Source organism: Anabaena sp. CCY 9402-a, from assembly GCF_963920945.1.
In the GTDB taxonomy this organism is placed as follows: Bacteria; Cyanobacteriota; Cyanobacteriia; order Cyanobacteriales; family Nostocaceae; genus Trichormus; species Trichormus minutissimus.
This window is the reverse complement of sequence record NZ_CAWUDL010000073.1, coordinates 19256-34747: the sequence shown is the minus strand read 5'-3', so window position 1 is coordinate 34747 and position 15492 is coordinate 19256. Positions and strand designations below refer to the sequence as shown.

Genomic DNA, 15492 nt, shown 5'->3' with positions numbered 1-15492 from the left:
TACTCATTACTCATTACTCATTACTCATTACTCATTACTCATTACTCAGCACTCAGCACTCAGCACTCAGCACTCTCTAAGAAGCTACTTGAGCCGCAGTCCGAGTCCGTCGTCTTCTACCGTCAGCAACCTTCACGGGTGGCTCATCTGGGATTTGCATCAACAAAGTTACAGAAGGCTGACATTGTAATTCCCGTCGAATAGAACGGTGCAATTCACGCTCCAAAGTACCTTGCAATCCACCCCAGTCTACATCCGGTTTCTCGCCATCTCCAGTGACAAACTCTGACCAACGCACATTGAGAATTTCTTCAATGCGCTGTTGTACCCATTTCTGCACGAGGGATCGGTCTACACTTGTCACCACACCTCGTAGGTGAACTTCTGGCTTGGCCATTAATTTACCTTGCCAATCAATAGCGGCAGCAATAGTCACAATTCCTTCTTCTGCCATGCGTTGCCTTTCTTGGAGAACTTTAGCACTGACCATACCAGAGCTTGTAGTATCCACCAATTCGATACCCGATGGTACTTTCCCTGCTACACGAATGGAGTCTTCTGTTAGTTCGATCACATCCCCATTCTGAATAATCACCATGTTCTCTTCTGGTATACCCATCTTCTGCGCTGTTTGGGAGTGTTTCACCAGCATCCGATGTTCACCGTGGAATGGCACAAAGAACTTGGGTCGAGTTAAGGCAATCATCAGCTTTTGTTCTTCCTGACAACCGTGGCCAGAAACGTGAATACCTTGATCTCTTCCATAGACAACTTTTGCTCCCTGAATCATCAACTTATCGATGGTGTTGACAACAGCAATGGTATTGCCAGGAATGGGGTTGGCAGAGAAAACAACTGTGTCTCCCTGACGAATTTTAATGTGGGGGTGTTCTTTGTTAGCAATCCGGGTCATGGCTGCCATTGTCTCACCTTGAGAACCTGTAGTGAGAATCAGCACATTTTCATCGGGAAGACCGCGAACTGTATGTAAGGGTTGAAACAGTTTATCTTCACACTTGATATAACCCAGATTACGGGCGTGGGCAATTAGATTCAGCATGGAACGCCCGACCACTGTCACCACACGATTATGCTTTCTAGCCAGTTGCAAAATCATGTTGATGCGATGCACGCTCGAAGCAAAGGTAGTGACAAATAATCGACCAGTTGCTTGACCGAAGACTCGATCCAGGTTAGGAAAAACCGCCGCTTCCGAAGGGGTGAATCCCGGTACTTCGGAGTTAGTCGAATCGCTTAACAGACAAAGTACACCTTTTTCGCCGTGTTCTGCCAGGCGTTGCAAGTCAAATTTCTCACCATCAACAGGGGTGTGGTCAATTTTAAAATCCCCGGTGTGAATCACGACACCCAAGGGAGTGTGAATAGCGACGGTGAAGCTATCAGCAATGGAGTGGGTGTTGCGGATGTATTCTGCAAAGAAGTGTTTGCCAATTCTTACCACATCACGGGGAAGGACTGTTCTTAATTCTGTGCGATCGCGCACACCAGCTTCTTCTAATTTCCCCTCTAACATGGCCATGGCGAGTCTTGGCCCATGAATTACAGGAATGTCAAATTGTTTGAGGTGGAAAGCAATCCCCCCGATATGATCTTCATGACCATGAGTTACGATCATGCCTTTAATTTTGTGGCGATTTTCCCGCAGATAGGTAGTATCTGGGAGAACTATATTCACTCCGTGCATCGCCTCGGTGGGGAAAGCCAATCCTGCATCTAATAAGACGATTTCATCATCGTATTCAAAAACGCAGGTATTTTTACCAATTTCATGTAAACCGCCCAATGGAATAATTTTTAGGGTAGGGGTAGATTCGTTTTTAACCATTTTCTCCTGAGGTTGTTTGTTGTTTTAGGGTTAATAAATTCAAACTTATTAATCTTGTATGAATGACAACAATGAGCCTGCTGTTTGTCAGCAGCCAAATTTTCATTAAATATGTAATTTTTGATTCAATAAAAAGGAATTTACATTGAATAATTCATTCTATATTTATTAAATTTTTCAACAGGCGTTGCCATAGAAATTTAGTCACAATTATGCCGATTTAATCGATATACAGTTTTGACAAATAGTAATAATTAGCAAAGACCGCAATAATGATAATTATGATTACATTAATTCGAGTTTTTTCATGACTACTGCTAATTTTTCACTAACACTAGGGTCAGTGTCGCATAATGGCAGACGAGTCGTGCCAACCTCCCAACCTTGAAGTTTTAGTGCCTGTTTAATAGGGATAGGATTTGTAGAGAGAAATAATGCTTTAAACAATGGGAAACATCGTAGATGAATTTTACTAGCAATTTCCACTTGACCTGCATCAAAAGCTTGAATCATCTGTTGGATTTGGTTGCCTACCAGATGAGAGGCTACACTTACAACACCCTTAGCCCCGATCGCTAACAAGGGCAGGGTTAACGAATCATCTCCAGCGTAAATCCGAAACTCTCTTGGTGTCAACCTGCGGATTTCACTGGCTTGGTCGAGATTGCCACTAGCTTCTTTAATGCCTACTATATTCTCAATTTCAGCTAACTGTACAACTGTCTCTGGAGAGAGATTTTGACCAGTACGGCCGGGAATATTGTACAACAATATCGGTGAATCGGGACACGCTTGGGCGATCGCCTGAAAATGCTGGTACAGTCCTGCCTGTGGCGGTTTGTTGTAGTAAGGTACAACTTGTAAAGTACCATGTACACCTATTTTAGCTGCTTTTTGTGTCGCTGCGATCGCTTCTTTGGTGGAATTAGATCCACAGCCAGCGATTACTTTAGCTTTGCCTGCTACTGCTTGCAAAACTTCCACAAACAACTGGTATTCTTCATCCCAACTCAAAGTAGGAGATTCCCCAGTTGTACCACACACCACCAATGTATCTGTACCGTTATCAGCTAAATGCGCTGCTAGTTCTGCCGCTACAGCATAGTTTACACTACCGTCCGCTTTGAACGGTGTAATCATAGCGGTTAAAACTCTACCAAAATCTCCCACCCTTTTTTACTCCTAACTACCTTTTTATATTTTTGTGTCTTGGTGGTTTTTATTGTAATAACCTATTTATGAGTTGTTTACAAGATTTATAGTGCTGTTAGCCGTAGCGCGGCGTTTAGTCGGTGCTGAGTAATGGGTACTAGTTTTTCTCTCCTAAACCCCTACTCCCTTACACCCCTAAGAAACATATGCCTTAGCTGGTTGGAGTAAGTTTTTCTCTACTAACAACTCAGCAATTTGGACTGCATTCAATGCCGCACCTTTGCGAATTTGGTCGCCACATAGCCACAGTTCCAAGCCACAGGGATGAGAAATGTCTTGACGAATTCTCCCGACTAACACTTCATCTCGACCACTGGCTTCTATAGGCATGGGAAAATAATTTTTGCCCCAGTCTTCTACTAATTTTACTCCAGGAGCGTGACTTAAGATTTCCCTGGCTGCTTCTGGGGGAAATGGTTCAGCGAACTCTAGATTAATTGCTTCCGAATGCGCCCGCAATACGGGAACCCGTACACAGGTGGCAGAAATTCTAATTTGTTGTGCGTCAAAAATTTTGCGGGTTTCGTTGACCATTTTCATTTCTTCCTCACAATATCCCGAATCTGTCATAGGGGAGTTATGGGGAAATAAGTTAAATGCTAGTGGGTAGGGTAAAACTTCAGCAACTGGTGACTCTCCTTGGAGAATGGCACTACTTTGGATTTTGACTTCTTCCATTGCTTTCGCGCCTGCACCGCTAGCAGATTGATAGGTAGCGGCGATGATGCGCTGCACGGGTTTGATTTGATGTAAAGGCCAAACTGCCAAGGTCATCAAAATCGTGGTGCAGTTAGGGTTGGCAATAATCCCTTTGTGGTTGGCGGCGGCTTGGGGGTTGACTTCTGGGACTACTAGGGGAACTTCCGGGTGCATACGGAAAGCACTAGAGTTATCGATGACAACTGCGCCTTTTTCCACTGCGACTTTTGCCCAAGCTTTGGATGTCGAACCACCAGCACTAGCTAGGACTATATCAACATTTTCCAAAGCGCGATCGCTCACTAGCTCTACTGGGATATTTTCGCCTTTAAACGGGAGCGATCGCCCCACACTTCTAGCTGATGCCAATAATTTTAAATCCGCTACTGGAAAATTCCGGCTTGCCAGCAATTCCAGCAATTCTGTGCCTACAGCACCAGTTGCTCCCAAAATAGCTACACGATACAACTTTGACAAACTGATTTCCTCCTTCTAAGAGGTTATGGATAATCTATCTTTTGGTAAGATCGAGGATTAAATAGCAGTAACAGAGGTTAAATTATTTTTTTATCTCACTGAATATTTTTGACAGATAAAAATATTGTTTCAATTACATGACATAAGTTAATAGTAAAGTTTACTGTATTTCTGGCTGAAATTTCCCACTAAAATCAAAAAATTAAGTACATTGTACAATGACCTGCTCTAAAGCAGAAAATCTATAGTAGCTTAAACAAAGTCTGTGGGTAATTTCCTCCAGTAAAGTTATAGCGGTAAAGTGTCCAGTCTTTTGCCATTGGCAGTACACTGGATCTCTACTGAAAGGCAGGAAATATGCCTTGTAGATACCTCCCATTCTACCCAAGAGACATCAAATCCAGAAGCGGTAAATCGCATCTTGTGTGTACTTGGAGTCACAAACACCAGAAAATTTAGAGACGAAGCATGAAAGTTACCCAGGAAAAACTTCCCGCTAGCCAAATTGGGCTGGAAATAGAGATTACACCAGAAAGCACTCAGCAAACTTACGAACAGGTTATAAGAAACTTAGCCAAAACCATCAATATTCCTGGGTTTCGTAAAGGCAAAGTACCTAGGCACATATTGTTACAGCAATTGGGCAATACTCGCATAAAAGCTGCCGCACTAGAAGAATTAATCCAAGATGGGATTGAAAAAGCGGTAAAACAAGAATCCATCGAAGCAATTGGTCAACCCCGTTTGCGCTCTTCTTTTGATGATTTAATCAATAACTACGAACCGGGAAAACCCCTGATCTTTACGGCGGCAGTTGATGTCAAACCAGAAGTTAACATAGCGCAGTACACAGGGCTGGAAGCTAAAGCTGAAGAAATCAAGCATGACTCCAATCGGGTAGACGAGGTTCTAGAAAAAGAACGTCAGCAAATGGCCACATTAATTCCCGTAGAAGGCCGTGCAGCCCAAATGGGTGATGTAGCTGTAGTAGATTTTCAAGGTGTCATCGCTAAACCTGAAGATGCAGACCCAGAAGTCGAACCAGAACCAATTCCTGGCGGCGAAGCTAGTGATTTTCAAGTAGAGTTAGAAGAAGATAAATTTATTCCTGGTTTTGTTTCTGGCATGATGGGGATGAATCCTGGAGAAACCAGAGAAGTGTCGGCGCAATTCCCAGACCCCTATGTCAACCAAGAATTAGCCGGGAAACCAGCAATTTTTACGATCACACTCAAAGAACTCAAAGAAAAAGAACTTCCACAACTAGATGATGACTTCGCCCAAGAAGTCAGCGACTTCGACACCTTAGAAGCCTTGCGTGCGTCTTTAGATGAGCGATATCAAAAAGAAGCAGAGGAAAAAACCAAAGCAAATAAGCAAGAAGCCCTGGTAAACGAATTAGTTAAGCACGTAGAAGTCGATTTACCCGAAACCCTGATCGACCAAGAAATCGACACAATGCTGACACAAACAGCAATTAAGCTGTCGCAGCAGGGTTTAGATGTGAGGAAGTTATTTACCGAAGATATCATTCCGCAGTTACGGGAGCGATCGCGCGATGAAGCCATCGAACGCCTCAAGCGGTCTGTAGCTTTACAAGAAGTCTCTAAACGCGAGTCAATTTCACTAACTCCCGAAGAAATCGAAGCCAGAGTTACAGAACTATTAGAGCAGTATGCAGAAGAAGAGATTGACGAAGACAGACTGCGCTCTGTAGTAGAAAACGAAATGTTAACCGAAAAAATTATGGATTGGCTGTTAGACCATTCTACAGTGGAACTTGTACCGGAAGGTTCATTGTCCAACGCAGAGGAAGCTACAGAAACAACTGAACCTGAGACTGAGGCAGAAACATCAGAATCTACAACAGAATCAGGAGTGTAGGGGTGTAGGGGTGTAGGGGTATAAGAGTTAGGAAAATGATGATTTGTAGCTTGGTTTTACACACATCACTCATTTATTAATGAAAAACCTCGACTTGTCAGGGGTGACAACCCTTCGCACAACCGACAAAGACTGGGTTATAAATGCTAAATGAGGAATTGAGTAAATAGACCTATTTTTCTCTGCCCTATGCCCCATTCCCAATAAATAACAAGATTTGTGATCTTACTTGCCTGATACCCTGCTACACGAGAAGAATATAGATGAGGCATAATACACATAGGTAAAATCAAAATTTACTCTATTTCATATCTAGCAGCGATCGCTAGCACAATATCTGTAATCAACCTATCTTTAAAAGTTCTCCTATGCTTGTATCGCAGTCGGCAAACTACCCAATCAGCAGTTTAAGTCAAATCGGAGGAATTTACTCCAATTTGCATGGCATTAGCAATATTGTGCCTATGGTCGTAGAACAATCGGGCATGGGAGAAAGGGCTTTTGACATCTACTCCCGTCTACTGCGAGAGCGAATTATATTTCTGGGAACACCCATCGATGATGCCGTAGCTAACACAATTGTTGCCCAGTTGTTGTTCTTAGATGCTGAAGATTCAGAAAAAGACATACAACTTTACATTAACTCTCCTGGCGGTGCTGTCTACGCAGGCATGGCAATCTATGATACAATTCAGCAGATCCGTCCCGATGTTGTTACCATATGTTTTGGATTAGCCGCAAGCATGGGGGCATTTTTGCTAACAGCAGGAACTCAGGGTAAACGTATGTCTCTACCTGATTCCCGCATCATGATTCACCAACCCCTAGGTGGCGCGCAAGGTCAAGCAATTGACATAGAAATCCAAGCCAGAGAAATTCTTTATATTAAGGGTATGTTGAATCAGTTATTGGCTCAACACACTGGTCAACCCTTAGAAAGAATTGAAACAGACACTGACCGCGACTTCTTTATGTCGGCAGAAGAAGCAAAAAACTACGGTTTGATCGATCAAGTCATCTCCAGACAAAATCTTCCCACCGCAGGGGAAAATGTCACCATTGTCAAATAAGAGGCTGGTATGTCTAAGTACGACTCCCATTTAAAATGTTCGTTTTGTGGCAAGTCTCAAGAGCAGGTGCGTAAGTTGATCGCAGGACCGGGAGTCTACATCTGCGATGAATGCGTTGACTTGTGTAATGAAATACTAGATGAAGAGTTACTAGATACTAATGGGGCGGCGGCGCAACCAGCACCAAAATCAGAACCACCTCAAAAACGTCGCACCCGTTCTTCCAGTCTCTCCTTGAGCCAAATACCCAAACCTACAGAGATAAAAAAATACCTAGACGAACACGTCATAGGTCAAGATGAAGCCAAGAAAGTTTTATCAGTTGCCGTTTACAATCACTACAAGCGGCTGGCGATATTACAAGCTAAAGGCAGTGGCAAAAATGGTGCTGATGATGCCGTAGAACTGCAAAAATCCAATATTCTCTTAATTGGCCCGACTGGTTGTGGCAAAACTCTCTTAGCCCAAAGCCTCGCCAAAATTTTAGATGTCCCCTTTGCAGTTGCTGATGCCACCACTCTGACAGAAGCAGGGTATGTAGGGGAAGATGTCGAAAATATCCTACTACGACTACTGCAAGTAGCTGATTTGGATGTTGAAGAAGCGCAGCGAGGCATTATCTACATCGACGAAATCGATAAAATCGCTCGTAAGAGTGAAAACCCTTCGATTACCCGCGACGTTTCCGGCGAAGGTGTGCAGCAAGCCTTACTCAAGATGTTGGAAGGCACAATTGCCAATGTTCCACCCCAAGGCGGACGTAAGCACCCTTATCAAGACTGTATCCAAATTGATACCAGTAATATTCTATTTGTTTGTGGCGGAGCTTTCGTAGGCTTAGAAAAGGTTGTAGAGCAGAGAGGCGGCAAAAAGGCCATAGGCTTTGTGCAACCCGGAGAGGTGCAAACAAAAGAAAAGCGGGCAGCAGATGTACTGCGTCATCTCGAACCGGATGATTTAGTCAAATTTGGCATGATTCCCGAATTTATCGGACGCGTACCAATGGTAGCGGTGGTAGATCCCCTAGATGAAGAAGCTTTAATGGCAATTCTCACCCAACCACGCAGTGCCTTAGTCAAGCAGTACCAAAAACTGCTGAAGATGGATAACGTCCAACTAGATTTTAAACAAGATGCCTTAAGAGCGATCGCGCAAGAAGCCTATCGGCGAAAAACTGGTGCGAGAGCTTTACGCGGTATTGTAGAGGAACTCATGCTAGATGTGATGTACGAGTTACCATCCCGTAAAGATGTAACTCGCTGCACTGTCACACGAGAAATGGTTGAGAAGCGTTCAACAGCTGAACTCATAGTACATCCATCTTCATTACCCAAACCAGAATCAGCATAATTACTAATTCGTAATACTCGCTTTGAGAGTATTACGAATTATTTTGACTATGGACTCTTGAAAAATGCCTTATGTAAATGTTCGTGGCGTTGAGCATTATTACGAGTGGGTGAAACAGCCATCTGATAATTTGGCAAAGCCTGTGATGGTATTCATTCATGGTTGGGCTGGTTCTGCTAGGTACTGGAAAAGTACAGCGAATGCTTTAGTAGACCAGTTTGATTGTCTACTCTATGATATGCGTGGATTTGGGCGTTCTCAGGGTAAACCAACGGTTGTCCAAGCCAGTGAGTCTGTTGCTGAATCACAGTCAAGCCAAGAAAAATTTCAGGCAATTCAAGAGCTAAGTTATGAGTTAGAAGAATATGCTGAAGATTTGGCAGTTTTATTAGATGAATTGCACCTCCAGCGTGTTTATATTAATGCTCATTCAATGGGTGCTTCTGTTGCGGCCTTGTTTTTTAATCTTTATCCCCAACGAGTCGAAAAAGGCATTTTAACTTGTAGTGGGATTTTTGAGTATGACGAAAAAGCCTTTACATCCTTCCATAAATTTGGGGGTTATGTAGTTAAATTCCGTCCCAATTGGTTAGGAAAAATACCATTTGTTGACAGGATGTTTATGGCGAGGTTTTTGCATCGTCCCATCCCAAAATATGAGCGTCAGGCTTTTTTACAAGATTTTCTCGACGCTGATTATGATACTGCTTTAGGTACTATTTTTACTTCGGTAAGCAAGGCACAGGCGGAATTAATGCCGCATGAGTTTGCTAAGTTACAAGTGCCGACTCTACTAATTTCCGGGGAGTATGACAAAATTATTCCGGCTCAAATGGGGCGACAAGCAGCAGCATTAAATGAAAAGGTAGAGTTTTTCATGATTCCTAATACCGCGCATTTTCCGATGTTGGAGGATGCAGGGACTTACCTGCGGCGCGTGCGGGAGTTTTTACAAGTTCCAGTGCGGTGCTGAATGGTGGGTGGAAAGTTTACCCACAGAGAAGTTCGAGCCGAGGAAGCCTAGGCTCGAAACTTGGGGAGGCGCATTCGCGGAGCGTCCCACAGGGAAGGCGCAGAAAATAGATTACAGTTACTGTCATTATCTAATCACTTTTAGATGCTGTACTTCATTGATCTGCGTATTATTACATCGATTTCAAGCTAAATCGAACAGTAACAATTCTGTACTAATGTTAGTACCAATCTCTAACTTTTCTTCGCCATTAATTTGTACGCCATCACCTGCTCTTAGTTCTTCCCCATGCAAAGTTGCAATACCTTCAGCAATTTGTAACCAAGCATAACGATTTGGTTTGACGTGATAATTGACCACATTACCAGGTTCTAAAACAGATGAGTAGATATCCACATTTTGGTGAATAGTTACAGCACCATCACGTCCATCTTTAGCCGCAACTAAGCGGAGTTGACCGCGTTTTTCTTCTGCGGAAAAGGCTTTTTGTTCATATCTGGGTGAGAGTCCTTGCTGATCAGGTAAAATCCAAATTTGCAGCAGGTGTAGTGGCTCAGTTTGGGAGTGATTAAATTCACTATGCTGAATGCCAGTACCAGCACTCATTATTTGCACATCACCGGGACGAATGACTGAACCTGTACCTAAACTATCTTTATGCTCTACCGCACCTGATAGCACATAGGTGAGAATTTCCATGTCACGATGACCGTGGGTAGGAAATCCCGCACCCGGTGTAATGCGGTCATCATTAATCACTCGTAGGGTGCGGAATCCCATCCGATGGGGATCATAAAAACTGCTGAAGGAAAATGTATGGTAACTATCAAGCCAACCAGTTTGACTATGACCGCGATCGCTGCGACCATGAACTAGATAGTTAATTGTATTTGGAGACATGAATTTACCTCACTTTTAAATTAGAGACTAGGCAATGAAAAAATTTTATTTTTATGAGAAATTTATGTAACTTTTATCTTTTAAATTACTAAAGTTTGTTGTCTGAATTTGAACTATCTAAATAGTAAGATACATCCATACAAAATGAAAAGTACGCACTGAAAAGTGGCGTACTTACCAAAAGGATACTATTCAATACGATTCCGATAATTTGCCGAAATAACAACGCCTATAGAGATGTTGCAATGCAACATCTCTACAAAAGCAAAAATTCCCCAAAAATATTTATCTCAGCGCAGCTTTTTGTTGAGTTTTCACGCCAGATACACCATTCCCTTCCTTAACTGCTGATGCTTGTAGATGCGCCTCTAAGAACCACAGCCGCTTGTCAATGGTGCGGGAAATTTCAGTGTATAGGTCAGCAGTATCAGCATCGCCTAAATCATCAGTTTTAGCGATCGCTCCTCGGATATGCTTGGCATAAGGTGCAAAGCGGTCTGCTAAGGCTGCTACGTGTTCTTGACCATCCAAAATATCAAAGGGATATTCTGGCAAAATAGAATTTTGAGCAGCTGAACGAGCTGTACCAACAGCATATCCACCTAAAGCTGTGACTCTTTCTGCCACCATATCAACAAACTCTTCCAATTCGCCTGCTAGTTCATCAAACAATTCGTGTAATTGATAGAAATCAGTCCCTTTGACATTCCAATGAGCTTGTTTAGTTTGAGTTTTCAAGTCCAAAGTAGCTGCTAAAGTTTGGTTGAGGATAGCGACGATTTGCACTCGCACTTCAGCCGGAATGTCTATACGGGTGGGGTACAGACGTGTTGATAGAGTATTTTCACTCATTGTTCTACCTAATGGCTTGTCAGAATTCACTCTATAGATACTATTGCGAATAGCGTGTTGTGCGAAACTTCCTGGCGATAGATAGCGATTATGACAGGAAGGATGCCAATGATGGATGGCTAAAATAGCTGAATGTGCTATGTAATGGTCATTTTAGCCATAAATTTAGCTTTGATGGTTATTTATGAGACTAAATGTACCACTAAATAGGCGATCGCAGATAGTATCATTTTGCAAGAATAGGGAAGTGTCCCCAGTCCCCTTAAATTTTCACTTGTTCTCTGTATGTTCTGGGTGTAATACCTATTAGTCTACGAAAGACATTGGTGAAGTGACTTTGGCTTTGAAAGCCAACTTGTTGGCAGATTTTTTCTATAGATTGATTACTTTGAGCTAAGAGTTTTTTTGATCGCTCAATTCGGCAATTCATCACATACTGATGTGGTGCAAAGCCTGTTGATTGTTTGAACAGGCGCGAAAAATGGTACATACTCATATCTACTACCGCCGCAATCTCTGCCAAAGTTAAATCTTGGTTGAGGTTATCATTAATGTAGGCAATTGCTTGTCTGAGTTTCCAGCCAGAAAGACCTTTATCCCTAGAGTAATGAAGACTTGTTTTATTAGCTGCACAATAATGTTTGAGCAGGTGAACACAAAGTGTATTGGTCAGAGATTCAATATAAACACGGCTACCATTACCATGAGATTCTAGTTCTGATTTGAGTGCTAACCCAATGTGATGAATTAATTGATCTGGTGCTGCAAAACGTGGTTTAATTTCAAATTCTTGCCAATCACCTATTTCTATAGCAATTCGTCTCAAAAAAGCTGGTTCTAGGCTAATGATGATAAACTCTGCTGCCGATTGCCAGCGTGATATGTGATTGATATGAGCAGGAATAATTGCTACGTCTCCGTTGACTATATTCTCTTGTTGAAAATGTCCGTTAAATATTCGCTCTGCTTGGATAACTTGCGGCCTTAAGCTAATACTAATAACGTGTTGTTGAATAATATGTTCTGGAGTTTCATGGATAGGCTGTTGATGAACATCAAAACGTAACCCTTCCCATTGGGAATGGTAACTAGAAATCAGGGGCGATCGCGGCAGAATTTCCCCATAGGAATCTTCTTGAGCTAGATCAACACTCAGGATTTTCTCTTCCGGCATCATTCTCACCCACAAGTTTTTAGGTTTCAGTGTAAAATTTATTCAATCTCTCAATCAGCTTGATGATACTTTGTTAAATCAAGTATTTATGGGAATTTATCAATAAAATAATACTTAATCGACTGGAAATTTACTGGTTTAATATATATTAAGATATTTTGCGTAATTTTGTTACCAAAAAGATGGGTTATTAATGATGAATTACTATTTTATTTACGATGGCAACTGTAATCTCTGCGTGACTTTAGTGCAGTTACTAGAAACTCTAGACCAAGGTAAAATATTTCGTTATATCCCCATGCAGGATGAGCAAACCATTGCTCAATGGCTTATCACATCTGAAGATTGTCAACAAGGAATGATGTTAATTGATGCCAATATGCCTGATAGACGTTGGCAGGGTAGTAATGCAGCTGAAGAAATTGGGCGATTGTTGCCCCTTGGGAGCATTTTTGTGGACGCATATCGAGCTTTACCGGGGGCAAAATGGGCAGGCGATCGCTTCTACGCACAAATCCGCGACAATCGTTACACCCTGTTTGGTAAACGCCCCAGTACCTATCAATCAGCTTATTGTGTTGATGATAATTGCAGAAGTTAGAGGACAGGGGAAGCAGAGGGAGAAAATCCAATTCCCAATTCCTAATCACTCGGTTTATTAAACACTTCTAAAATCTGGCGGCAAACTTGTTTCAGTCTCTCTGTAACCTCGATAGAAGGGATAGACTCCCCGACAAAACTCCAAGTTTCTACTGTAGAAAGTCGCCACACCTCACCTCGATGGTCAAACCCTGCTACCTCTAAGCCAATTGCTCGTCGTGATTTCGTGATGGGGTCTTGGTGAAAGCGGATTTGAATTAAAACACTGCGACTGCGCCAAGATTTACTAACACCTGGAAAATGAAACCCTATATCTATAGAATCTGGATCAACTAATTCTCTGGTGTCTGGGTCATTTTTCCAGGGTTTTAAATCTGATTTGGCATCAGGAAACTCGAATTTGAACAAGTTAACTGCTGTAGCAATCTTGCTGGCGAGTTCAAGGTTGGTTGCCTGTTCAGCTGCATTCACGAAAAAAACACTCCTTGATGTGGACTGAATTAAAGGTGGGGAGTGGGGAACTCGGGGCCCCCTCTGGGGATAAGGGGTAATGGGGATTAAGTCAATTATCCAGTCTTTAGCCTCTAGCTTCTAGTCTTTAGCCTTTAATTAAGTAATTGTACTTAAAATTTTTACCAAAATAGCTTATAATGAGCTTTTTGTGGAAGAATGTCAACAGACATATCAAAAATTTTCTTCAAAATCATTTGCTAGTAGGAACGATAAATTACCTTAGCGATATAGAATTACACTGTGAATCAGCAAAAAGAAACCAACCAATTTCAGTGTATGGCGCGTCAACGCTCAATTATTTCATTACTTCTCGTACTGGTAGCAACATTTCTAGTTAGTTGCGGCAGTCCTACTGCCACAGTTGCACCTCCAACTTACACATCTGCTCAACTTGATAAAATTCAGGTACACTCCCCTGAAATTCAAGCTGTGCGCGATCGCGCAGACGAACTGAAAACCCTGATTCAAAAAGGTGACTGGATCAATGTGGGTAATTTTATCCACGGCCCTATTACAGAAGCTAGGTTGAGCATAACTTATATCACACCCAACCTACTCCCTAAAGAACAATCCGCAGCCCGGCAAATCAACAAAGATTTGCTCAGTCACTTGGTTAAAATCGATCAGGCAGCTAGTGCTGGTAATACTCAACTGGCCTTAAGTAATTATCAAGCTGCTTTTGCAGATATTGATAAATTCATTCAACTGCTGCCTGAAACCAGCAGCGAATCAGAGGCTAGCTAGGATAGGGGATAGGGGACAGGGGAGACAAGGGAAAATTTTTTCTCAGTTCTCAATGACCCATTCCCTATTCCCTCTCTCATAAGTAAAAATCATGGATGTAGCGATTATCGGTTGTGGCGTAGTTGGGGCAGCGATCGCCTATGAACTCAGTCAAGTTCCAGGAATCAAAATTACAGTATTTGACAAACAGCCCCCAGCACAAGCTTCTACAGGTGCAGCACTGGGTGTTTTGGTGGGGATAATTAGCCATAAAATCAAGGGGAAGGCTTGGCAATTACGACAAACCAGCATCCAACGTTATGAAACTTTAATTCCTGAACTGGAAGCATTAACAGGGCGTACCATCCCTTTTAACCGTCAAGGTATTCTCAACCTTTGTCTAGAAGACGAAAACTTAGAAGGCTGGGAAAAGTTAGCAGAAGTGCGTCACTCCCAAGGCTGGAAGTTAGAAATTTGGGATAAGGCTAAACTCAAAGATATTTGTCCGCAAGTTAATCACCCCCAAGTTATCGGTGCTGTCTACTCTCCCCAAGACCGCCAACTTGACCCCACTGCATTGACTTTGGCTTTGGTTGAAGCAGCCCAGCAAAAAAGCGTAAATTTTCAGTTTGGTGTCAATGTTTTAGGTATATCCAGTCCAGAGAATAGCAAATGTACCTCTGTGGAAACAACAGCAGGTAATTTCACCGCCGATTGGATAATTATCTCGGCTGGGTTGGGTTCTACTGCATTGACAGCACAGTTAAATCAAAAAATAGATATTCGTCCTGTACTGGGGCAAGCCTTGCACGTATCCCTAGGGCATCCATTAGGCAAATCTGACTTTCAACCAGCCATCAACGGTAGTGATGTGCATATTGTCCCGATTGGTGGCGACGACTACTGGATAGGTGCAACAGTAGAGTTTCCTGTAGATAGTGATGAGATTTTAGCCAATCAAGAATTATTGGAGTCAGTAAAACAAAAAGCGATCGCCTTTTGTCCAGAGTTAGCTACAGCCAAAATTATTCGTACTTGGTCAGGTTTACGTCCCCGTCCCGAAGGTCGTCCAGCACCAGTTATTGGTGAATTACCAGGGTTTAGTAATGTTCTGTTGGCGACTGGACATTATCGTAATGGGGTTTTACTTGCTCCAGCTACAGCGAGCATAATTCGAGAACACATAATTCGTAATTCGTAATTCGTAACGATACTCCCC

The 15492-nt window shown here is 42.5% G+C and carries 14 protein-coding genes; 7 read left to right on the top strand and 7 right to left on the bottom strand.

Annotated features, from left to right (window positions below):
- Positions 1-76: 76 nt before the first annotated feature.
- From ACM0OR_RS22380 to ACM0OR_RS22370, 3 genes are all read right to left on the bottom strand, one after another.
- On the bottom strand, positions 77-1846 hold the full coding sequence (locus ACM0OR_RS22380) for a ribonuclease J (RefSeq protein ID WP_323268056.1): 1770 nt from the start codon (positions 1844-1846) through the stop codon (positions 77-79).
- Positions 1847-2131: 285 nt separating this feature from the next.
- Positions 2132-3016 carry a 4-hydroxy-tetrahydrodipicolinate synthase gene (gene dapA / locus ACM0OR_RS22375; protein ID WP_190699229.1) on the bottom strand — a complete coding sequence of 295 codons (885 nt, stop codon included), beginning with the start codon at positions 3014-3016 and terminating at the stop codon, positions 2132-2134.
- 177 nt (positions 3017-3193) lie between these two features.
- Positions 3194-4234: an aspartate-semialdehyde dehydrogenase gene (locus ACM0OR_RS22370; RefSeq protein WP_323268055.1), complete on the bottom strand. Its 1041-nt coding sequence runs from the start codon at positions 4232-4234 to the stop codon at positions 3194-3196.
- Positions 4235-4702: 468 nt separating this feature from the next.
- Between ACM0OR_RS22370 and tig the strand changes: the two genes are divergently transcribed.
- The 4 genes from tig (at position 4703) to ACM0OR_RS22350 (ending at position 9511) form a co-directional block, all read left to right on the top strand.
- Positions 4703-6118, top strand: coding sequence for a trigger factor (gene tig, locus ACM0OR_RS22365; protein ID WP_323268054.1), 1416 nt, complete (start codon positions 4703-4705; stop codon positions 6116-6118).
- A 368-nt stretch (positions 6119-6486) separates the two neighbouring features.
- Entirely contained in the window at positions 6487-7188 is a 702-nt protein-coding gene (gene clpP / locus ACM0OR_RS22360) for an ATP-dependent Clp endopeptidase proteolytic subunit ClpP (RefSeq protein ID WP_190699237.1), read from the top strand.
- 9 nt (positions 7189-7197) lie between these two features.
- On the top strand, positions 7198-8538 hold the full coding sequence (gene clpX / locus ACM0OR_RS22355; RefSeq protein ID WP_323268053.1) for an ATP-dependent protease ATP-binding subunit ClpX: 1341 nt from the start codon (positions 7198-7200) through the stop codon (positions 8536-8538).
- Positions 8539-8602: 64 nt separating this feature from the next.
- Complete coding sequence (locus ACM0OR_RS22350) at positions 8603-9511, top strand: alpha/beta hydrolase (protein WP_323268052.1); 909 nt, start codon at positions 8603-8605, stop codon at positions 9509-9511.
- 183 nt (positions 9512-9694) lie between these two features.
- On the opposite strand, the gene ACM0OR_RS22345 is transcribed toward ACM0OR_RS22350, so the two are convergent.
- The 3 genes from ACM0OR_RS22345 to ACM0OR_RS22335 all read right to left on the bottom strand — a co-directional run bounded on the left by ACM0OR_RS22345 (position 9695) and on the right by ACM0OR_RS22335 (position 12440).
- Positions 9695-10411 carry a pirin family protein gene (locus ACM0OR_RS22345; RefSeq protein WP_414578810.1) on the bottom strand — a complete coding sequence of 239 codons (717 nt, stop codon included), beginning with the start codon at positions 10409-10411 and terminating at the stop codon, positions 9695-9697.
- A gap of 285 nt (positions 10412-10696) precedes the next feature.
- On the bottom strand, positions 10697-11263 hold the full coding sequence (gene dps / locus ACM0OR_RS22340; RefSeq protein WP_414578809.1) for a DNA starvation/stationary phase protection protein Dps: 567 nt from the start codon (positions 11261-11263) through the stop codon (positions 10697-10699).
- Positions 11264-11525: 262 nt separating this feature from the next.
- Positions 11526-12440 (bottom strand): helix-turn-helix domain-containing protein, encoded by a 915-nt coding sequence (locus ACM0OR_RS22335; RefSeq protein ID WP_414578808.1) that lies wholly within the window; start codon positions 12438-12440, stop codon positions 11526-11528.
- Between the two features lie 193 nt (positions 12441-12633).
- On the opposite strand from ACM0OR_RS22335, the gene ACM0OR_RS22330 reads away from it, so the two are divergent.
- Positions 12634-13038 carry a thiol-disulfide oxidoreductase DCC family protein gene (locus tag ACM0OR_RS22330; protein WP_414578813.1) on the top strand — a complete coding sequence of 135 codons (405 nt, stop codon included), beginning with the start codon at positions 12634-12636 and terminating at the stop codon, positions 13036-13038.
- Between the two features lie 41 nt (positions 13039-13079).
- Here the strand turns inward: ACM0OR_RS22330 and ACM0OR_RS22325 are convergent, their stop codons facing one another.
- Positions 13080-13508 carry a hypothetical protein gene (locus ACM0OR_RS22325; RefSeq protein ID WP_414578807.1) on the bottom strand — a complete coding sequence of 143 codons (429 nt, stop codon included), beginning with the start codon at positions 13506-13508 and terminating at the stop codon, positions 13080-13082.
- A gap of 282 nt (positions 13509-13790) precedes the next feature.
- Between ACM0OR_RS22325 and psbQ the strand changes: the two genes are divergently transcribed.
- Together psbQ and ACM0OR_RS22315 are read left to right on the top strand one after the other, a co-directional pair.
- The gene (gene psbQ / locus ACM0OR_RS22320; protein WP_414578806.1) at positions 13791-14294 is read left to right on the top strand and encodes a photosystem II protein PsbQ; all 504 of its coding nucleotides are present in this window, start codon (positions 13791-13793) and stop codon (positions 14292-14294) included.
- A gap of 91 nt (positions 14295-14385) precedes the next feature.
- The gene (locus ACM0OR_RS22315; RefSeq protein WP_414578805.1) at positions 14386-15474 is read left to right on the top strand and encodes an NAD(P)/FAD-dependent oxidoreductase; all 1089 of its coding nucleotides are present in this window, start codon (positions 14386-14388) and stop codon (positions 15472-15474) included.
- Positions 15475-15492 lie beyond the last annotated feature (18 nt).

What these genes read in the sequence shown, in the direction of transcription:
- ACM0OR_RS22350 (WP_323268052.1), top strand. Translation starts at nt 8,603, where the DNA reads ATGCCTTATGTAAATGTTCGTGGCGTTGAGCATTATTACGAGTGGGTG.
- ACM0OR_RS22330 (WP_414578813.1), top strand. Translation starts at nt 12,634, where the DNA reads ATGAATTACTATTTTATTTACGATGGCAACTGTAATCTCTGCGTGACT.
- ACM0OR_RS22335 (WP_414578808.1), bottom strand. Translation starts at nt 12,440, where the DNA reads ATGATGCCGGAAGAGAAAATCCTGAGTGTTGATCTAGCTCAAGAAGAT.
- clpX (WP_323268053.1), top strand. Translation starts at nt 7,198, where the DNA reads ATGTCTAAGTACGACTCCCATTTAAAATGTTCGTTTTGTGGCAAGTCT.
- ACM0OR_RS22315 (WP_414578805.1), top strand. Translation starts at nt 14,386, where the DNA reads ATGGATGTAGCGATTATCGGTTGTGGCGTAGTTGGGGCAGCGATCGCC.
- ACM0OR_RS22380 (WP_323268056.1), bottom strand. Translation starts at nt 1,846, where the DNA reads ATGGTTAAAAACGAATCTACCCCTACCCTAAAAATTATTCCATTGGGC.
- ACM0OR_RS22345 (WP_414578810.1), bottom strand. Translation starts at nt 10,411, where the DNA reads ATGTCTCCAAATACAATTAACTATCTAGTTCATGGTCGCAGCGATCGC.
- dps (WP_414578809.1), bottom strand. Translation starts at nt 11,263, where the DNA reads ATGAGTGAAAATACTCTATCAACACGTCTGTACCCCACCCGTATAGAC.
- tig (WP_323268054.1), top strand. Translation starts at nt 4,703, where the DNA reads ATGAAAGTTACCCAGGAAAAACTTCCCGCTAGCCAAATTGGGCTGGAA.
- clpP (WP_190699237.1), top strand. Translation starts at nt 6,487, where the DNA reads ATGCTTGTATCGCAGTCGGCAAACTACCCAATCAGCAGTTTAAGTCAA.